Below are 17906 nucleotides of genomic sequence, written 5' to 3'. Positions count from 1 at the left end.
CGTCCCCGGTCCAGGATGGTATACCACCCGTGAAGGTACGCTAACCAAACCCATGTCGACAGGCAAGGATTTTTGGTATACCAAATTTCGCCAGTGGGAGGCGTTGGCTGCATGTTTGCGCGGGCAACAAAAAATATAACGGAAAGAAAAGGCTAGGGCGCAGCATGGCCGAGGAGACCTTGCCGGAGCAGATCGCGAATCGTCTGCGGAGGGACATCCTGCGGGGCGTTCTGCCGCCCGGGACGGCGGTCAAGGAACGCGATCACGCGGGCGAACTTGGCGTGAGCCGCACGCCGATGCGCGAAGCGATTCGAATCCTCGCCAAGGAAGGGCTCGTGATCCTGCGCCCGGCGCGGTCGCCCATCGTGGCGCAGCCGTCCTTCGAGGACGTGGCGCACAACATCGAGGTGATGACCGCGCTGGAGCTCCTGTCCGCGAGGCTCGCCTGCGAACGCGCCTCGGACGCGGAGATCGACCACATCAGCGACGTCGCGGCCCGGATGGCCCGCGAATACGACAAGCTCGACAAGCTGGAGGTCTTCGAGATCGACATGAGCTTTCACCGCGCCATCGCGGAGGCGGCGGGCAACCCGGTCCTGGCCGAGATGCACCGCGCCCTGCTGGCACGGCTGTGGCGGGCGCGCTACCTCTCGGCCAGCCGCAAGCACGCAAGGGACCGGGTGCTGGACCAGCACGCGGCCATCGTGCAGGGCCTCAGGGCCCGCGACGTCGCAGAAGTGGAAAAGAGCCTCAGGGCACACCTCGACCACCTGCTGATCAACGTGGCGGATTTCTTCGATTCCGAGCAGACCGGGACCACGGATCCGGCCTCTGCCGCGACCTCCGGCTGAACGGCCACGGTGCGGCCGGAACGACATCTTCAGACAAGACACCCCAGGAAAGGACAGAAATGAAACTCTTGCGCTACGGCCCGGCGGGCCAGGAAAAGCCCGGTATGCTGGACGATGAAGGCCGCGTGCGCGACCTGTCGGCCCATGTCAGCGACTTCGCAGGCGAGAGCGTCTCCATCGAGGCGCTCGACAAGCTGCGGTCGGTGGACGTGTCGAGCCTGCCGGTGGTCGAGAACCCGGGCCGCATCGGCGCCTGCCTCGCCACCGTGCCGAACTTCTTCTGCATCGGCCTGAACTACGCCAAGCACGCGGCCGAAACCGGCGCGGAACCGCCGAAGGAGCCGATCATCTTCAACAAGGCGACCTCGTCGCTGTCCGGTCCCTTCGACCCGGTGGTGATCCCGCGCGGCTCGGTGAAGTCGGACTGGGAGGTCGAGCTGGGCGTGGTGATCGGCAAGACCGCCTCCTACATCACGGAAGCCGAGGCGCTGTCCCACGTGGCGGGCTACTGCGTCATCAACGACATGTCCGAGCGCGAGTACCAGATCGAGCGCGGCGGCACGTGGATGAAGGGCAAGTCCGCCCCGACCTTCGGCCCGACCGGCCCGTGGCTGGTGACCGCCGACGAGATCCCGGACCCGCAGAAGCTGGCGCTGTCGCTGAAGCTGAACGGCGAGACGGTGCAGGATTCGAACACCGACGACATGATCTTCGGCGTGGCCGAGATCGTGGCGTACATGTCGAACTTCATGCTGCTGCAACCGGGCGACATCATCGCCACCGGCACGCCCTCGGGTGTGGGCATGGGCATGAAACCCCAGCGCTTCCTGAAGCCGGGCGACGTGATGGAGGTCTATGTCGAAGGCCTCGGCACGCAGAAGCAGGAAACCGTCGCGGCGGAGTGAAGTGCCTCGGATCGCTGGCGCGATCCGATCCGCGCGGGCCTTGCCCGCGCCACGCGGGAGAGGCGCTGCCTCCCCCGTACCCCCTCCGGGACAGCGCCCGACGAGATACGGAGCGTGATGGCCGGAGGGTGCGTTAACCGATGGTTAACCGGCCGGCGCTCAATGGATGAGCGACCCGCCGTTCACGTCGACCTCCGACCCGGTGACATAGGCCGAGAGGTCGGAGGCGAGGAACAGGCAGCAGCCAGCCACGTCCGAAGCCTCGCCCGCGCGGCCCATCGGAATGCCCGCCAGGATCTGTTCCATCATCTCCGGCGTCAGCTTTCCCGCGGTGATGTCGGTCGCGATGAAGCCGGGGCAGACCGCGTTGGCGCGGATGCCGTCGGGCGCCAGTTCGCGGCCCATCGCCTTGGTCAGGCCTAGGATGCCGGCCTTGGCGGCTGAGTAATGCGGCCCGCCTAAGATGCCGCCACCACGCTGCGCCGAGACCGAGGATATGTTGACGATGGCGCCGGTCCTGCGGTCGCGCATGTGCGGGATCACCGCCTGGCTCATGTAGAGCGTGCCGCGCAGGTTCACGTCGGTCACGGCGTCGTAGTTGGCAGGTTCGATCTGCATCAGCTTCAGCGGCTGGGTGATGCCCGCGTTGTTCACCAGCACGTCGATCTGGCCGAAGGCGGCGATGGCCGCCCCGGCGGCGGCATTGCAGGCGGGCTTGTCCGTGACGTTGCAGGCGAGGCCGATGTGGCCTTCACCGGGCAGATCGGCTGCAGCGGCCTCGGCGGCGCTGGTGTCGAGGTCGAGGATGGCCACCCGCGCGCCATGTTCGGCGAAGAGTTTCGCGGTGGCCTTGCCCAGCCCGCGCGGGCTGGCGGCGCCGGTGATGAGGGCGGTCTTGTCCTTCAGGAGCATGATGGGTTTCCCGTGGCTGGCGGGGAGGGGGCGGGGCCTGTCCTCCCGGAATGGGTTGCGAGAGAGGCGGGGATCAGAGGCGCGCCCTGACCCGTTCGGTGATGGCCCGGACGGACAGACCGTACTGGTCGTGCAGGGTCGGCAGGGCGCCCGCGTCGAGGAATTCGTCCGGCAGGGCGATGCTGTCGAAGGCCGGATGGATGCCCGCGCGCATCAGCGCCGCGGCGACGGCCTCCCCCAATCCGCCGACGATGGTGTGGTTCTCAAGCGTGACCACGAGCCGCCCGGTCTTCGCCGCCTCCGCCCTGATCGTGTCGACGTCGAGGGGTTTGATCGTCGGCACATGCAGGACCGCGCAGTCGGTGCCGTCCTGTTTCAGCGCCTTGGCGGCATCGAGCGCGCGCATGGTCATGAAGCCGGTGGAGATGAACAGCACGTCGCGCCCATCGTGGATCAGCTTGGCCTTGCCCAGTTCGAACCGGTAGCCGTATTCGCCCAGCACGTCCGGGACCTTGCCGCGCAGGAGGCGCATGTAGACCGGGCCGGGGTGGTCGGCGATGGCGTGGGTGGCCTGCGTGATCTCCGTCGCGTCGCAGGGATCGACGATGGTGAGGTTGGGCATGCCGCGGAAGATCGCCAGATCCTCGGTTGCCTGGTGGCTGGGTCCATAGCCGGTCGTCAGGCCGGGCAGGGCACAGACGATCTTCACCGGCAGGTTCTCCTCCGCGATGGCCATGACGATGAAGTCGTAGGCGCGACGGGAGGCGAAGACGGCATAGGTGGTGGCGAAGGGGGTGAACCCCTCGCGCGCCAGCCCGGCGGCGGCAGAGATCATCACCTGTTCGGCCATGCCCATCTGGTAGAACCGATCGGGGTAGGCTTTGGCAAAGACATGCAGGTCGGTGTATTTCGACAGGTCGGCGGTGAGGCCGACGATGTCGTCGCGGGTCTTTGCCAGCTCGCAGAGCGCCTCGCCGAAGGGAGCGGTGACAGTTTCGCGGCCCTCGGCGTCGAGAGAGGCGATCATTGCGGAGGTGGTCAGCCGTTCTCCGGTCTCCGAGACGGGGAGGGTGCGGGGCTGGTGCTTGGGCTTGCGGCGGCTCAGCGCGCCGGTCGGGGCTTCGGTCATGGGGTGTCTCCGGGGCAGGGGTTTCGTAGCGAAACCGGCCCGTGATCGGGGGTCAGGCAGGCATCTGCCCGTCGAGATGGGCGATGGCGCGGGACCATTCGGAGGGCTCCACGCGGACGAAATGGGTGATCTCCCGCTCTTCTAGGAAGGGCACGCCCTTGCACATCTGGGTCTTGCAGATGATGACGCGGGGCCGGGGATCGGTCAGGTTGCGGGCGGCGTCGAAGGCGCCCACCAGTGCGTCCAGATCGTTGCCGTCCACCTCCTGCGCGTGCCAGCCGAACGCCGCCCACTTCGGGGCCTCGTCGCCCTTGGCGAGCGCCGCGGTGGTCGGCCCGTCGGCCTGCTGGTCGTTGAAGTCGACGATGCAGATCAGGTTGTCGAGCCGGTGGCTGCTGGCGGCCATGACTGCCTCCCAGGTCGAGCCTTCGCCCAGCTCTCCGTCCGACATCATGTTGTACACGAAGGATTTGCTGTTCTTGCGCTTCAGCCCGAGCGCGGCGCCTACCGCGATGCCAAGACCGTGGCCGAGGCTGCCGCCGGTGATCTCCATGCCCGGCGTGTAGGCGGCCATGCCCGACATAGGCATCCGCGAATCGTCCATGCCGTAGGTGCCGATCTCGTCCTCGGGCAGGATGCCGGCTTCGATCAGGGCGGCGTAGAGGGCGATGGCATAGTGACCGATCGACAGGTAGAAGCGGTCGCGCCCTTCCCAGTCCGGATCCTTCGGGTCGTAGGTCAGGGCGTGGAAATAGCTGGTGGCCAGCACGTCCGCCACGCCGAGCGCCTGCCCGATGTAGCCCTGTCCCTGCACTTCGGCCATGCGCAGCGCATGGCGTCTGATCGCCCATGCGCGGCGCGCGAGACTCACATTGGAGCCCGCGTGGGGGTCTGTGGACATGTCTCCTCCCTTGCCCATCTTTTGGTATACCATTCCACCCCCGGACGGTCCTTTGCGCAAGGGGTCGCGTCACGAATGTCGTATTTGGCAGGAAATCCGGCGTTTTGTGTTTGAGTGCCAAGAGGTTCACGTCTTTCATGGGCAGGAAAGGGGACCTCATGGATTTCGGACTGAGCGACGAGCAGGAGATGATCGTCTCCACGGTGAGGAGTTTCGTGGAGAAGGAGATCTATCCCCACGAGGCAGAGGTCGAGCGCACCGGGGAAGTACCGCCGGGTCTTGGCGAAGACTTGAAGCGCAAGGTGATCGAACTGGGCTTCTACGCTTGCAACTTCCCGGAGGAGGTGGGCGGCGCGGGTCTGTCGCACCTCGATTTCACGCTGGTGGAGCGGGAACTGGGGCGGGGCTCCATGGCGCTCACGCATTTCTTCGGGCGGCCGCAGAACATCCTGATGGCCTGCGAGGGCGAGCAGAAGGAGCGTTACCTTCTGCCCGCCGTGCGGGGGGAGCGGATGGATGCACTGGCGATGACCGAGCCGGAGGCGGGATCCGACGTCCGTGGGATGCGCTGCACCGCCGTGCGCGACGGCACGGACTGGATCGTCAACGGCACGAAACACTTCATCTCCGGCGCGGATCACGCTGATTTCTTTATCGTTTTCGTGGCGACGGGCGTAGACGAGACGCCGAAGGGGCCGAAGAAGCGGATCACCTGTTTCCTTGTCGACCGGGGGCATCCGGGGTTCACGGTGCGTGACGGATACCGGTCGGTGTCGCACCGCGGATACAAGAACTGCGTGCTGGAATTCTCTGACTGCCGCCTGCCGGAGGGGCAGGTGCTGGGCGAGGTCGACGGCGGTTTCGCAGTCATGAACGAATGGCTCTACGCCACGCGGCTGACGGTGGCGGCCTTCTGCGTGGGCCGGGCGCGGCGGTGTTTCGACATGGCGGTGGAGTACGCCGCGCAGCGCAAGCAGTTCGGCCAGCCCATCGCCGGGTTCCAGGGTGTGTCCTTCCAGGTGGCGGACATGGTGACGGAGATCGACGCCTCGGATCTCCTGACGCTGATGGGGGCATGGCGGCTGGACCAGGGGCTGCCCGCCAATCGCGAGATCGCATCGGCCAAGGTGCACGCGTCGGAGATGCTGGCAAAGGTCACCGACACGACGCTGCAGATCTTCGGCGGCATGGGCCTGATGGACGATTTCCCGATCGAGCGGTTCTGGCGCGATGCGCGGGTGGAGCGGATATGGGACGGCACGTCGGAGATCCAGAGGCATATCATCAGCCGGGAAATCTTCCGGCCGCTGGGGGCGTGATGAGGCGCGTGATGACTGGGCACAAGGCGGCGCAAAGCCCCGCCCTACGAACCGTTGCGCAGGCGGGCAAGGCATGAGCGGACTGGACCGTTTGCTCAGGCCCCGCAGCATCGCGGTGATCGGCGGCGGCGCTTGGTGCACGAATGTGGTCCGCGAGTGCACGAAGATCGGTTTCGAGGGGCCGGTCTGGCCGGTCCATCCGACGCGGAAGGAGATCGGCGGCGTACCAGCTTATCCCACGGTCGAGTCCCTGCCTGAGCCGCCCGACGCCTGCTTTGTCGGGATCAACCGGACGGCGACGGTTGAGGCGCTGCGCGTCCTGCGGGACGCCGGGGCGGGCGGTGCGGTGTGCTTTGCCGCCGGGTTCAGCGAGGCGCGGGCGGAGCTGGCCGATGGCGGCGACCTGCAGGAGGCGCTGCGCGCGGCGGCGGACGGGATGCCGTTCCTCGGGCCGAACTGCTACGGTTTTGTGAACGCGCTGGACGGCGCCGCACTCTGGCCCGATCAGCACGGGCTGATCCGGCGCGAGGCGGGCGTGGCGATCCTGACGCAGAGCTCCAATGTCGCGCTGAACCTGTCGATGCAGGCGCGCGGCCTGCCCATCGCCTATATCGGCACGGTCGGAAACGAGGCCTGCATCGACCTCGCACGGTTCGGCGAGGCGCTGGTGGAGGACCCTCGCGTGACGGCGTTGGGGCTGTATATCGAGGGCATCCGCGACGTGCGGGGGATGGAGCGGCTGGCGGCCCGCGCCCGGGCGCTTGGCAAGCGGATCGTGGCGATGAAGCTTGGCGCGTCGGAACAGTCGGCGCGGGCGGCTGTGTCGCACACCGCGTCGCTGACCGGTTCGGACGTGGGCGCGCGGGCGTTGCTGCGGCGGCTAGGGATTGCGCAGGTCGGGTCCTTGAGCGCCTTCCTCGAGACTCTGAAGATCCTCGATGGCGTGGGGCCACTGGGCTCCGACCGGATCGCGTCGATGTCCTGTTCGGGCGGCGAGGCGAGCCTGATGGCCGACAGCGCGCTCGGGCGGGGCGTGTCGTTCCCGCCGCTCGGCAAGGCGCAGACGGAGGCGTTGCGCGCGGCCTTGGGGCCGAAGGTCGCGCTCGCCAACCCGTTGGATTACAACACCTATATCTGGGGCGACGTGTCCGCCATGACCGCAGCCTTCGCGGCGATGATGGCGGGTGAGGCGGCGCTGGGGCTGGTGGTGCTGGACTTCCCCCGCGTGGACCGCTGTTCGGTGGACGACTGGATGCCGGTGCTCGACGCCGTGGCGGGGGCCATGGAGCGGTCGGGCAAGCCGGTGGCGGTGCTGTCCACGCTGGTGGAAACCCTGCCGGAGACTGTCGCCGAAGCCTGCCATGCGCGCGGGATCCTGATGCTGTGCGACCTTCCCGCCGCGCTCGACGCCGTGTCGGCGGCAGCCTTCCTGGGGCAGGAGGCGCAGGCCGCGCCGGTCCTGTTGCCAGGGGACGCGGGCATCCAAGGCGAGCGGGGCTTTTTCGTGGGGGCGGAGGGCGCGCTGTTGAACGAGGACACCGCCAAGGGCGCGCTGGCGCGTGCCGGGATGCGGGTGCCGGGCCGGCGGCAGGTCCGGGTGGCCGGAGCCGCGGAGGCCGCGGCGGAGATCGGCCTGCCGGTGGCGGTCAAGGCCGTCGGAGTGGCGCACAAGACGGAGGCCGGCGGCGTTGCCCTGAACCTCCGCACAGCGGAGGCCGTGGCCGCGGCGGCGGCTGCCATGGGCACGCCGGAGGTGCTGGTCGAGGAGATGATCGGTGGCACTGTCGCAGAGCTTTTGCTGGGCGTGGTGCACGATCCGGCGCATGGCTTCGTGTTGACGCTGGGGGCCGGGGGCGTGCTGACGGAGGTCTGGCAGGACACTGTGTCGATGCTGCTGCCGGTGACCGAGGCCGAGGTGCGCGGCGCGCTGAACCGCTTGCGTCTGGCGCCGGTGCTGGCAGGGTGGCGCGGCGCGCCGGGTGCGGACCTGGACGCGGTCTGGCGGGCGGTCGAGGCGGTGCAGACCCTCGTTGCGGCGCATGCCGGAGAGATCGCCGAGGTGGAGATCAACCCGCTGATCTGCAGGGAAAAAGACGCCGTGGCGGTGGATGCGCTGATCCGGCTGAACGACAGGGAAGGACTTTGACGATGCCATTGGAGATGAACAAGGAGGTCTTCGTGACCTGCGCGGTGACCGGGTCGGGGGGCACGCAGGACCGCAGCCCGCATGTGCCGCGCTCTCCGAAGGACATCGCCGAAAGCGCCATCGCCGCGGCGAAGGCGGGGGCTGCGGTGGTGCATTGCCACGTCCGCGACCCGGACAGCGGCGCACCGTCGCGACGGCTCGACCTCTACCGCGAGGTCACCGACCGGATCCGCGATGCGGAGGTCGACGTGGTGCTGAACCTGACGGCGGGCATGGGCGGCGACATGGTGTTCGGCCCCACGTCTTCGCCCCTGCCGCTGCGGGAGACGGGCACCGACATGGTCGGCGCGGAAGAGCGTGTCGCCCATGTGGCGGAGTGCCTGCCTGAGATCTGCACGCTCGATTGCGGCACGATGAACTTTGCCGAAGCAGATTACGTCATGACCAACACGCCGGGCATGCTGCGTGCGATGGGCGGCATGATGACCGAACTGGGCGTGAAGCCGGAGATCGAGGCTTTCGACACCGGGCACCTGTGGTTTGCGAAGCAACTGGTGCAGGAGGGCGTGCTGGACGGACCGGCGCTGGTGCAGCTGTGCATGGGTGTGCCCTGGGGCGCGCCGGACGATCTGAACACCTTCATGGCGATGGTCAACAATGTGCCGGACGACTGGACCTTCAGCGCCTTCGCGCTGGGGCGGAACCAGATGGCCTATGTGGCGGCCTCCGTCCTGGCGGGGGGCAACGTGCGGGTCGGGCTGGAGGACAACCTCTGGCTGGAAAAGGGCGTTCTGGCCACCAACGCGCAACTGGTGGAAAAGGCTGTCGGCATCATCGAGGGCCTTGGCGCGCGGGTGATCGGCCCGGCGGAGGTGCGCGAGAAGCTTGGCCTCGTGAAGCGCGCGCCGCGCTGAGGGGAAGGTTGCGCCCGGGTGCGGACGGCAACCGAACCGCGTAACGCAGGGCTGCATTGGCGGCCCTGTTGGTTCATCTGTGCGGCGGCATCGCCTAGGGATGTCCCGAAACGCACCCTTGGTGTTCGGTTTTTCCGAGGCGACTTTTCCGGCGTTGACGTTAGGTCTGTCACTGAACCGCCCGACCGGGGCGGCACAGAATGGAGACAGATATGTCAAGGACTTACCAGATCGCGATCATCGTCGGCAGCCTGCGCAAGGAGTCGTGGAACCGCAAGCTGATCGAAGCGATGACGGCGCTTGCGCCAGACTCCCTCTCGTTCCGGTTCATCGAGATCGGCGACCTGCCGTTCTACAATCAGGATCTCGAAACCGACACGCCCCCGGCGGAATGGACGCGCTTCCGCGAGGAGATGACCGATATCGACGGCGTGCTTTTCGCGACGCCGGAGTACAACCGCACCGTTCCCGCCGTTCTGAAAAACGCGCTGGACGTGGGGTCGCGGCCCTACGGGCAAAGCGTCTGGGGTGGGAAACCGGCGGGGATCGTGACCGCTTCCATGGGGGCGACCGGCGGCTTCGGGGCGAACCACCACCTGCGCCAGAGCCTCGTGTTTCTCGACATGCCGACGCTGCAGCAACCCGAGGCCTACATCGGCAAGGTGCAGGACATCGTGACCGACGACGGCGTGGTCGAGAGTAGCCGCGACTTCCTTGCGGGATTCATGTCGGCCTTTGCCAAGTGGGTCGATACTCACAAGGGCTGACCCATCAGACATGAAAAAGCCCGGTTGGCACCTGGCCGACCGGGCTTTTTTGTCTTTCCGGCAAGGCGCCCTGGATCAGGCGACTTCTTCCAGCTTGATATCCGGGGTCACGCCGAGGGCGAAGCACACGTCGCGCGTCAGTTCCGGGCGGTTCAGCGTGTAGAAGTGCAGCTTGTCCACGCCGCCACGGATCAGGTCGTCGCACAGTTCGGTGCAGATCGCGGTGGCCAGAAGGTCGGTACGGTTGTCCCGCTCTGCCTTCTCGAAGGCGTCGATCACCCATTCGGGGATCTTCGTGCCGCAGGATTCGGCAAAGCGTCGCGCGCCTTTCCAGTTCTCGATCGGCAGGATGCCGGGGGTGACATACTTGTCGATGCCCGCCTTGGCGCAGGCGTCGCGGAAGCGGAAGAAGGTGTCCGCCTCGAAGAAGAACTGGGTCAGCGCCTCGGATGCACCGGCGTCCAGCTTGCGCTTCAGCCAGTCGATGTCGGCCTGACCGCTTGCGGCCTCGGGGTGGATGTCGGGGTAGGCGCCGACGCGAATGGTGAAGTCGCCTTCGGCGGCCAGCGCCTCGATCAGCTCGACGGAGTTGGCAAAACCCTCGGGGTGCGGCTCGAAGCCGGCAGAGCCCTTCGGCGGATCGCCCCGCAGCGCCACGATGTCGTTGACGCCGACCTTGGCGAAGTCACGGGCGACCTGCAGGGTCTCTTCCTTCGTGGCGTTCACGCAGGTCAGATGCGCCGCGGTGCGCAGGCCGGAATGCTTGTGGATCGTTGCCACCACGTCGCGGGTCAGGTCGCGGGTGGTGCCGCCGGCGCCGTAGGTCACCGACACGAAGCGCGGCTTCAGCGGGGCAAGCACCTGAACGGAGTCCCAAAGGCGGAACGTGCCCTCGATGTTCTTGGGCGGGAAGAATTCGAGGCTGATCTCGGGGCGGGTCATGATGTCTGTCTCTCTCGGTCTCGGGCGCGGGTCGTTTGCGACGCATCGCGTTGTGTTTCCGTCTTGCCCTTTACATGGCACGCGGAGCATGGTGAGGCAAACTCATAAATCTCATCTCCAACATGAGGCGCACATGCATATCGAGTTTCGCCACCTCCGGACGATCCGGGCCATTCACGAGGCTGGCGGCGTCGCGAAGGCGGCCGATCAGCTCAACATCACCCAGTCGGCGCTGAGCCATCAGATCAAGGGTCTGGAGGATCAGGCCGGGGTCGAACTGTTTGTGCGGCGGTCGAAACCGATGCGCCTGTCGGCGGCGGGGTTGCGGCTGTTGCGGCTTGCCGAACAGGTTCTGCCGCAGGTCGAGGCGCTGCAGGAAGAGTTTGCCGGTCTGCGCGCGGGCAAGACGGGCCGGATGCACATCGCCATCGAATGCCACGCTTGTTTCGAATGGCTGTTCCCGGTGCTCGAAGGGTTCCGCAAGAAGTTCGGCGACGTGGACGTGGACATCCGCCCGGGGCTGGCCTTCGATGCCTTGCCCGCGCTGATGAAGCAGGACGTGGACGTTGTGATCTCTTCCGATCCGGAGGACCTCGCCGGCGTCGAATTCGTGCCGCTTTTCGACTACGCGCCGGTCTTCGTCGCGTCGTCTTCCCATCCTCTGGCGGCGAAACCCTATGTGGAGGCAGAGGATTTCCGCGGCCAGACGCTGATCACCTATCCGGTCGACCGGGCGCGGCTGGACATCTTCAGCCAGCTCCTGACCCCGGCAAAGGTCGAACCGGCGGCGATCCGGCAGGTGGAACTGACGGCGGTGATCCTGCTGCTGGTCGCCTCCAACCGCGGGGTGTCGGTGCTGCCGGACTGGGTGGTGCGCGAGGTGAAGTATTCCTCCGACTACGTGACGCGGCCGCTGACCAAGAAGGGGCTGACGCGCAGGCTTTATGCCGCGGTGCGCAGCGAGGATCTGGAGAAGCCTTTCATGAAGGAGCTGATCTCGCTTGCCGGGCGGGAGGCGCGGCGCCTGCAGAATGCATGATGTGCCCTTGGTGCAGGATAGGTCAGGTGCAGGCGTCTCGGGCCTGGCCGACGGCGAGCTCCCAGTCGTTGGCATAGCGCCAGCCGGAGACGCGCGGGTTGCGGTTGGCCAGCACCTGATGCGCCTTGCCCGCAAAGCAGGCGCAGTCCACGCCGCTTAGCGTTTCGCGGCAGTAGGCGCCGGGATCGACAAGCTTCCTGTTGCCCTTCCCATCCTTCGCCTCGATCAGGAGAGAGTCGTGGCCAAGCGGCCTGTAGTGCTGGAATTCGGGGAAGGCGGCCGGGTCCGGCTGGGTCAGGGGCGGCATGAACTGGATGCCCACGACAAGGGCGCCGGTTGCAAGGACCGTGACAGCGATGGCGATGGCGTTGGTTCCAATGACGGACATGGCGTACGCTCCTCAACCGGGACAGCGTAACTCTCATGCCCGGACAGGACAAAACCTATCGGTCATCGTGGTTTGCGTAATGTTAAGGCCCGTCAGGCCGGCTGGCTGGCCCGAAAGCGGATGCGTGTCGTTCAGAGAACCTTGAGATCGGACGCCATGGTGCGTCCGTCACGGCCTTCCCGCAGCTCGTAGCTGACCTTCTGATTGTCGGCGAGGCCGGTCAGACCAGAACGTTCGACGGCGGAAATATGTACGAAAACGTCCTTGCCGCCTTCTTCGGGTGCAATAAACCCGTAACCTTTGGTCGTATTGAACCATTTCACGGTGCCATTCGGCATAGTTCCCGTGCTCCTTATCATCGTCCATAGTATGGCCCCGCGCACCGGCGAAGCCGCCCCTTGCGCAGCTGCCGCCTTGGTCCGTTTCAGGGCACGAACGGTGAACTGTCCCGGCAAAGGTGCATGCTGCGACACCATTTTAGGATAGGGCCGTTTGTTCAAATGCAAGGGAAACAGGCTCGTGTTTCATGGGTGCGGCGGTTATGTGAACTTTGCTAATGAAATATGAGCATCTGCGGCAGAAGGAGGCGGCATGCGCATCTACGGTCTGAAGAACTGCGACACGTGCCGGGCGGCGCGTAAGGCGTTCCCCGAGGCGGAATTCGTCGATGTCCGGGAGAGCGGCGTGCCCGCCCACGTGATGGAGTCGGCACTAGCGCAGTTCGGGGACAAGCTGGTGAACACCCGCTCGACCACCTGGCGCGGCCTGTCGGAGGAGGAGCGGGCGGGCGCGCCGCTGGACCTTCTGGCTGCCCACCCGGCGCTGATGAAACGTCCGCTGATCGTCAGCGACGGCGAGATGCACCTGGGCTGGGATGCGGCGACGCGGAGTGCGCTCGGGCTTTGACCGGGCTCAGGCGGGGTGCGCCAGCGTGTCAGGAGCCTGTGGTGCCTCCAGACCGGCAAGCCGGTCCAGAGACAGGGCGCCCGCACCGCGCAGTACCAGCAGCGCAAGAAGCATGACCCACAGGGTACGTTCGTCGATCAGGTCATAGCGGGCGTCGAACAGACGCCCCGGATCGGCGCCGTGGCCCAGTACGTCAGTGGCGGTCTGGACGATCACGAAGCCGGTCATGCCAAGCGCCGAAAGCCGGGTCAGCAGCCCCATGACGATCAGCAGGGGCAGGACGAACTCGGCCAGCGTGCCCGCATAGGCGATGAGGTCGTGCAGCGCCGAGAGCTTCGAGGGATCGTAACCCGCCGCCTCGAACTGGCGCGGGAACATCTGGGCATAGACGCCCGATTCCAGCGTCAGGATGTCGAAGATCCCCTCTGTTCCCTGCCGGTCGAACACCTTCGTGCCGGCGGATTTCCAGAAGTAGCCCAGCAGCGTGGCCGCGAAACCTGCGCGCAGCAAGAGCGGTGTGAGCGGACCGGACAGCCGGTCGAGCCTGCGAGAGAGATCGGCATGGATGGCGGTCAGTCGGTTGAGACGGGTCATGGGACGGGTTCCTCGCAGATGAGATCGGTGATCGCGCCTTCGGTCAGAAGCAGTGTCAGCGTGGCGGAGAGATCGAACGCATCGCCCGCCGCCGCCATCGCCGCGCCGAAGGGCTGGCCTCGCATGAGCGCATCGACGAAAGCGCCGCCACCGGGGGGAAGAGCGTGGACGCGGGGCGTGAAACCCGGCCGGGCGATCAGGGCGTCCTGGGCGACGGGCGTGGGTTTCGGCTGACCGGGGGACATGGTGAAATCGTAGACCTGCACCACCGGCCAGCGGGACCGGATCAGGCGGACGGCAGGGGCAAGCGTCAGACGGGCGCCGAAAAGCGTCGTTTCGTGCATGTTCTGCAGGGCGGACGGGTCGATCGGTGCACGATCGGCAGCGTGATAGCTTTGCCGCAACGCCAGCTCCAGCCGCGCCACGTCCGGCAGGTAGCCAATGTGGGCAAGTGGTTCGAACCCCTCGAGGAATTCAGGAAAGCCGTGCCCATATGTCATCATCAGCGGCGATGCAGGCGGATGGGCGCGCAGGAACAGCCCGGCCACATGGGCGAAGTTCTCCTCCCCAATCAGCCGGGCACAGGCGGGGAAACCCGCGGCCAGCGCCTCGCGCAGGGAGACGGCCACGTTGTTGCGGTACACGTCGTAGCGCCGGCCAGCCGGGCGGCCGGTGCCGTTGGTCAACCCCTCCGGAACGGGCCGGGCGGGGTCGAGCAGGGCGGTGTGAAAGGCGGCCTGGCTCATGGTGCCACCAGTGCGATGGTCTGGTCCACGCGCGCTGCCTCCGCGGCGAGAACGGGCCAGTCGGGGACATCGGTGTCCCATTCCACCAGCACCGGGCGCGGGCCGGAGCGCTGCAGCGTCAGGTCCAGCAGGGCCCAGACCGGATCGGCGACCGGCGCGCCATGGCTGTCGATCAGCAGGACCGCGCCGCGGTCGTCCGTGTCGGTGTCATGCCCGGCCACATGGATCTCACCCACCGCTTCGAGCGGGTAGCGGTCGATGTAGTCCTGCGGGGCGTAGCCGAGGTTGGTGGCCGAGACGAAGACATTGTTCACGTCCAGCAGCAGCCCGCAGCCGGTGCGGCGGGCGATCTCGCGAAGGAAGGCGGGCTCCTCCCATGTGCTGTCCTCGAAAGCGAGGTATGAGGACGGGTTTTCCAGCAGCATCTGCCGTCCGAGGACCTCCTGCACCTCGTCGATATGGCGGCACACGCGGTTCAGCGTAGCATCGGTGTAGGGCAGGGGCAGCAGGTCGTTGAGGAAGGCGCCGTCGTGGGTCGACCACGCGAGATGTTCGGAGAAGCTGGCGGGATCGAGCCAGCCCAGCAGGTGTTTCAACCGGGCAAGGTGGTCGCGGTCCAGCGGGGCCTCGCCCCCGATGGAGAGGCCGACACCGTGCACGGAGATCGGGAACCGTTCGGACAGGGCGCGCAACTGCGCCAGAGGACGGCCGCCATCGCCCATGTAGTTCTCGGCATGGATTTCGAGCCAGGCGACAGGGGCGGGATCGGCCAGAAGGTCGGCGTAGTGCTGCGGCTTGTAGCCGACACCGGGCCGGGCGGGCAGGGAGCGGGGTATATCGAACATGGCGGCATTCCGGAGATGGGGCGGGCCGGGGGGCAAGTCCCGGCCCGCAGGACGGGATCAGGCCTCGGGGATGTCCCGCTCAAGGGGTTCGAGAGAGCCCATGCGCGCCATCCCGTCCATTCCTGCCGGCAGTTCGATGTCCATGCAGGTGCCGGCCTCGACCAGCGTCCATGCGTTGCCCTGGTAGTCGACCTTGGAGGTGCCGGCGCAGGTGGTGCCGGGGCCGGCGGCGCAGTCGTTCTCGCCGGCGAGGGACACGCCGTAGCATTTTTCCTGCTCCTGCGCGGCCACGCCGGTGGCGGCGAACGATGCGGCGATGGCACCTACGAGGGCTGCGGTCTTGAGGGTGGAGGACATGTCTTTTCCTTTCGTCAGACAGTATTCGGTTGTTTGCTTGACCGTGGTCCGGCGGTCCTGCCGGTCGGTGCCCCAAGCCTGACGCGGCGTCCCGCCGCAGGCCATTCACGCAGCCGTGCATCACGCCCGTGTCAGGGCACGTCATGGCTGTGTGACACTGCGCAGCCGCAGAAACCGAATGAAATCAGCGAAACGAAAAAGGGCCCCGAAACAATCGGAGCCCTTTACGTTGCCGGTTCTGACGTAATGTTACAGCAGATCGGGCGGCGTCGCGCTGCGCGACAGCTCGCTCACGATGTCCGTCAGCGATGTTACAGAGGTCTGCTTCTCGCCGAGGCGGCGCACGGTGACCGTCCGCTCCTCGACTTCGCGGTGGCCGATGGCGAGGATGACCGGAACCTTGCCCACGGAATGTTCGCGGACCTTGTAGTTGATCTTCTCGTTGCGGATGTCGGCCTCTGCACGCACGCCCGCCTTTCGCAGTTGCTCCGTCACTTCCTGCACGTAGTCGTCCGCCTCCGAGGTGATGGAGGCGACGACGACCTGACGCGGGGCCAGCCAGAATGGCAGCTTGCCCGCGTGTTCCTCGATCAGGATGCCGACGAAACGCTCGAACGAGCCCAGGGTCGCGCGGTGCAGCATGAAGGGCCGCGTCTTGTCGCCGTTGGGGGCGATGTAGGACGCGTTCAGCCGCTCGGGCAGGTTGGGGTCGACCTGGAAGGTGCCGCACTGCCAGACCCGTCCGATGGCGTCGGTCAGGTAGAAGTCCAGCTTAGGCCCGTAGAAAGCCCCGTCGCCGGGTTCCAGCGTGTAGGTGCGGCCGGTCTTGCGGATCGCTTCCTCGAGCGCGTTCTCGACGTAATCCCAGCTTTCCTCGGTTCCGACGCGCTTTTCGGGACGCGTGGCGAACTTGATCTCGAAGGTCGGGAAGCCGAGCTCGCGGTAGATGTCGGCCAGGAACTCGATGAAGCGGGCGCATTCATCCTCGATCTGCGCCTCGGTGCAGAAGATATGCGCGTCGTCCTGCGTGAAGCCGCGCACCCGCATGATGCCGTGCAGCGCGCCCGAAGGTTCGTAGCGCGCGCAAGAGCCGAACTCGGCCAGCCGCAGGGGCAGGTCGCGGTAGGACTTGAGGCCCTGATTGAAGACCTGCACGTGGCACGGGCAGTTCATCGGCTTCAGCGCGTTGATGCGCGTCTGCTCCTTGTTCTTCGAGGAGGCATCGTCGTTCTCGCCGTCGCGGGACTCGTCCACCTCCACGATGAACATGTGGTGCTGGTACTTGTCCCAGTGGCCCGAGGCCTCCCACAGCTTGCGGTCGACGACCTGCGGCGTGTTGATCTCGTGGTAGCCGCCTGCGCGCTGCTTGCGGCGCATGTAGTCCTGCAGCGTGGTGTAGATCGTCCAGCCGTTCGGGTGCCAGAAGACCTGGCCCGGCGCCTCTTCCTGCATGTGGAAGAGGTCCATCTCGCGGCCCAGCTTGCGGTGGTCGCGCTTTGCGGCCTCCTCCAGCATGTTGAGGTGCTTCTTCAGGTCGTCGCGGTTCTTGAACGCGACGCCGTAGATCCGCTGGAGCATCTGCCGCTTGCTGTCGCCGCGCCAGTAGGCCCCTGCCACGCTCATCAGCTTGAAGGCGTCGCCGGGCACCTGCCCGGTGTTCTGAAGGTGCGGCCCGCGGCAGAGATCCTGCCAGTCGCCGTGCCAGTACATGCGGATCGGCTGACCGTCGTCGGGGATCGCGTTGACCAGCTCGACCTTGTAGTTCTCGCCGGTCTTTTCGTAATGCGCGATGGCATCGGCGCGCGACCAGACCTCCGTCCGGACTGGGTCGCGGGCGTTGATGATCTCCTTCATCTTCTTCTCGATGAGGCCGAGATCCTCGGGCGTGAACGGTTCGGCGCGGTCGAAGTCGTAGTACCAGCCGTGTTCGATGACGGGGCCGATGGTGACCTTCACGTCGGGCCAGATCTCCTGCACGGCGCGCGCCATGATATGCGCGAGGTCGTGGCGGATCAGTTCGAGCGCGGGGCCGTCGTCGGCCAGCGTGTTGATCGCGATGGCGGCGTCGGTCTCGATTGGCCACTGAAGATCGTAGTGCGCGCCGTCCACCTGCGCGGAGATCGCCTTCTTGCCAAGGGATTTGGAAATGGAGGCCGCGACTTCGGCAGGCGTCACGCCCTTGTCGAAGTTACGTTGCGAGCCATCTGGGAAAGTCAGGGAAATCTGGGCCATCGGCCATGTCTCC

General features: G+C 66.5%; 19 protein-coding genes. 8 read left to right on the top strand and 11 right to left on the bottom strand.

Annotated elements, in window-relative coordinates; genetic code table 11:
* Positions 1-164: 164 nt before the first annotated feature.
* Entirely contained in the window at positions 165-851 is a 687-nt protein-coding gene (locus tag ACU0DV_RS17540) for a GntR family transcriptional regulator (protein WP_100927237.1), read from the top strand.
* Between the two features lie 59 nt (positions 852-910).
* Complete coding sequence (locus tag ACU0DV_RS17535; RefSeq protein WP_370311068.1) at positions 911-1756, top strand: fumarylacetoacetate hydrolase family protein; 846 nt, start codon at positions 911-913, stop codon at positions 1754-1756.
* A 159-nt stretch (positions 1757-1915) separates the two neighbouring features.
* Here ACU0DV_RS17535 and ACU0DV_RS17530 read toward each other — a convergent pair whose 3' ends face one another.
* The 3 genes from ACU0DV_RS17530 to ACU0DV_RS17520 form a co-directional block, all read right to left on the bottom strand.
* The gene (locus ACU0DV_RS17530) at positions 1916-2671 is read right to left on the bottom strand and encodes an SDR family NAD(P)-dependent oxidoreductase (protein WP_446243154.1); all 756 of its coding nucleotides are present in this window, start codon (positions 2669-2671) and stop codon (positions 1916-1918) included.
* 70 nt (positions 2672-2741) lie between these two features.
* Complete coding sequence (locus ACU0DV_RS17525) at positions 2742-3797, bottom strand: transketolase family protein (RefSeq protein WP_446243089.1); 1056 nt, start codon at positions 3795-3797, stop codon at positions 2742-2744.
* 52 nt (positions 3798-3849) lie between these two features.
* Positions 3850-4698: a transketolase gene (locus ACU0DV_RS17520; protein ID WP_283982849.1), complete on the bottom strand. Its 849-nt coding sequence runs from the start codon at positions 4696-4698 to the stop codon at positions 3850-3852.
* Between the two features lie 158 nt (positions 4699-4856).
* Between ACU0DV_RS17520 and ACU0DV_RS17515 the strand changes: the two genes are divergently transcribed.
* From ACU0DV_RS17515 to ACU0DV_RS17500, 4 genes are all read left to right on the top strand, one after another.
* Positions 4857-6017 carry an acyl-CoA dehydrogenase family protein gene (locus ACU0DV_RS17515; protein ID WP_446243090.1) on the top strand — a complete coding sequence of 387 codons (1161 nt, stop codon included), beginning with the start codon at positions 4857-4859 and terminating at the stop codon, positions 6015-6017.
* A gap of 73 nt (positions 6018-6090) precedes the next feature.
* Complete coding sequence (locus tag ACU0DV_RS17510) at positions 6091-8163, top strand: acetate--CoA ligase family protein (protein WP_446243091.1); 2073 nt, start codon at positions 6091-6093, stop codon at positions 8161-8163.
* 2 nt (positions 8164-8165) lie between these two features.
* Positions 8166-9077: a 3-keto-5-aminohexanoate cleavage protein gene (locus ACU0DV_RS17505; protein ID WP_446243092.1), complete on the top strand. Its 912-nt coding sequence runs from the start codon at positions 8166-8168 to the stop codon at positions 9075-9077.
* A 212-nt stretch (positions 9078-9289) separates the two neighbouring features.
* Entirely contained in the window at positions 9290-9844 is a 555-nt protein-coding gene (locus ACU0DV_RS17500; RefSeq protein WP_446243093.1) for an NADPH-dependent FMN reductase, read from the top strand.
* A gap of 75 nt (positions 9845-9919) precedes the next feature.
* On the opposite strand, the gene metF is transcribed toward ACU0DV_RS17500, so the two are convergent.
* The gene (gene metF, locus ACU0DV_RS17495) at positions 9920-10786 is read right to left on the bottom strand and encodes a methylenetetrahydrofolate reductase [NAD(P)H] (RefSeq protein WP_100927230.1); all 867 of its coding nucleotides are present in this window, start codon (positions 10784-10786) and stop codon (positions 9920-9922) included.
* 133 nt (positions 10787-10919) lie between these two features.
* Here metF and ACU0DV_RS17490 point away from each other — a divergent pair, with 133 nt between their 5' ends.
* Complete coding sequence (locus ACU0DV_RS17490; protein WP_446243094.1) at positions 10920-11825, top strand: LysR family transcriptional regulator; 906 nt, start codon at positions 10920-10922, stop codon at positions 11823-11825.
* Positions 11826-11847: 22 nt separating this feature from the next.
* On the opposite strand, the gene ACU0DV_RS17485 is transcribed toward ACU0DV_RS17490, so the two are convergent.
* Complete coding sequence (locus ACU0DV_RS17485) at positions 11848-12213, bottom strand: hypothetical protein (protein WP_446243095.1); 366 nt, start codon at positions 12211-12213, stop codon at positions 11848-11850.
* A gap of 131 nt (positions 12214-12344) precedes the next feature.
* Positions 12345-12551, bottom strand: a complete 207-nt coding sequence (locus tag ACU0DV_RS17480; protein ID WP_100927227.1) for a cold-shock protein — start codon at positions 12549-12551, stop codon at positions 12345-12347.
* Between the two features lie 253 nt (positions 12552-12804).
* On the opposite strand from ACU0DV_RS17480, the gene ACU0DV_RS17475 reads away from it, so the two are divergent.
* On the top strand, positions 12805-13119 hold the full coding sequence (locus ACU0DV_RS17475; RefSeq protein WP_446243096.1) for an ArsC/Spx/MgsR family protein: 315 nt from the start codon (positions 12805-12807) through the stop codon (positions 13117-13119).
* Positions 13120-13125: 6 nt separating this feature from the next.
* Here ACU0DV_RS17475 and ACU0DV_RS17470 read toward each other — a convergent pair whose 3' ends face one another.
* The 5 genes from ACU0DV_RS17470 to thrS all read right to left on the bottom strand — a co-directional run bounded on the left by ACU0DV_RS17470 (position 13126) and on the right by thrS (position 17893).
* Positions 13126-13713: a DoxX family protein gene (locus ACU0DV_RS17470; RefSeq protein ID WP_446243097.1), complete on the bottom strand. Its 588-nt coding sequence runs from the start codon at positions 13711-13713 to the stop codon at positions 13126-13128.
* Positions 13710-14459: an HvfC/BufC family peptide modification chaperone gene (locus tag ACU0DV_RS17465; RefSeq protein WP_446243098.1), complete on the bottom strand. Its 750-nt coding sequence runs from the start codon at positions 14457-14459 to the stop codon at positions 13710-13712. The genes ACU0DV_RS17470 and ACU0DV_RS17465 overlap by 4 nt, the downstream gene beginning before the upstream one ends.
* A complete protein-coding gene (gene bufB, locus ACU0DV_RS17460) occupies positions 14456-15304 on the bottom strand; it encodes an MNIO family bufferin maturase (RefSeq protein WP_446243099.1) in 849 nt (282 codons plus the stop codon). The genes ACU0DV_RS17465 and bufB overlap by 4 nt, the downstream gene beginning before the upstream one ends.
* Before the next feature lie 57 nt (positions 15305-15361).
* Positions 15362-15661, bottom strand: coding sequence for a BufA1 family periplasmic bufferin-type metallophore (locus tag ACU0DV_RS17455; protein WP_283982859.1), 300 nt, complete (start codon positions 15659-15661; stop codon positions 15362-15364).
* A gap of 249 nt (positions 15662-15910) precedes the next feature.
* Complete coding sequence (gene thrS, locus ACU0DV_RS17450) at positions 15911-17893, bottom strand: threonine--tRNA ligase (protein WP_100927221.1); 1983 nt, start codon at positions 17891-17893, stop codon at positions 15911-15913.
* Between the last annotated feature and the right edge of the window lie 13 nt (positions 17894-17906).

The organism is Sagittula sp. (assembly GCF_052825245.1).
This window is presented reverse-complemented; position numbering and strand designations above follow the sequence as displayed.

Coding starts and splice junctions, on each gene's coding strand:
- ACU0DV_RS17480 (WP_100927227.1), bottom strand. CDS start 12,551: ATGCCGAATGGCACCGTGAAATGGTTCAATACGACCAAAGGTTACGGG.
- thrS (WP_100927221.1), bottom strand. CDS start 17,893: ATGGCCCAGATTTCCCTGACTTTCCCAGATGGCTCGCAACGTAACTTC.
- ACU0DV_RS17510 (WP_446243091.1), top strand. CDS start 6,091: ATGAGCGGACTGGACCGTTTGCTCAGGCCCCGCAGCATCGCGGTGATC.
- ACU0DV_RS17525 (WP_446243089.1), bottom strand. CDS start 3,797: ATGACCGAAGCCCCGACCGGCGCGCTGAGCCGCCGCAAGCCCAAGCAC.
- ACU0DV_RS17535 (WP_370311068.1), top strand. CDS start 911: ATGAAACTCTTGCGCTACGGCCCGGCGGGCCAGGAAAAGCCCGGTATG.
- ACU0DV_RS17505 (WP_446243092.1), top strand. CDS start 8,166: ATGCCATTGGAGATGAACAAGGAGGTCTTCGTGACCTGCGCGGTGACC.
- ACU0DV_RS17520 (WP_283982849.1), bottom strand. CDS start 4,698: ATGTCCACAGACCCCCACGCGGGCTCCAATGTGAGTCTCGCGCGCCGC.
- bufB (WP_446243099.1), bottom strand. CDS start 15,304: ATGTTCGATATACCCCGCTCCCTGCCCGCCCGGCCCGGTGTCGGCTAC.
- ACU0DV_RS17515 (WP_446243090.1), top strand. CDS start 4,857: ATGGATTTCGGACTGAGCGACGAGCAGGAGATGATCGTCTCCACGGTG.
- ACU0DV_RS17470 (WP_446243097.1), bottom strand. CDS start 13,713: ATGACCCGTCTCAACCGACTGACCGCCATCCATGCCGATCTCTCTCGC.
- ACU0DV_RS17540 (WP_100927237.1), top strand. CDS start 165: ATGGCCGAGGAGACCTTGCCGGAGCAGATCGCGAATCGTCTGCGGAGG.
- ACU0DV_RS17465 (WP_446243098.1), bottom strand. CDS start 14,459: ATGAGCCAGGCCGCCTTTCACACCGCCCTGCTCGACCCCGCCCGGCCC.
- ACU0DV_RS17500 (WP_446243093.1), top strand. CDS start 9,290: ATGTCAAGGACTTACCAGATCGCGATCATCGTCGGCAGCCTGCGCAAG.
- ACU0DV_RS17455 (WP_283982859.1), bottom strand. CDS start 15,661: ATGTCCTCCACCCTCAAGACCGCAGCCCTCGTAGGTGCCATCGCCGCA.
- ACU0DV_RS17475 (WP_446243096.1), top strand. CDS start 12,805: ATGCGCATCTACGGTCTGAAGAACTGCGACACGTGCCGGGCGGCGCGT.
- metF (WP_100927230.1), bottom strand. CDS start 10,786: ATGACCCGCCCCGAGATCAGCCTCGAATTCTTCCCGCCCAAGAACATC.
- ACU0DV_RS17485 (WP_446243095.1), bottom strand. CDS start 12,213: ATGTCCGTCATTGGAACCAACGCCATCGCCATCGCTGTCACGGTCCTT.
- ACU0DV_RS17490 (WP_446243094.1), top strand. CDS start 10,920: ATGCATATCGAGTTTCGCCACCTCCGGACGATCCGGGCCATTCACGAG.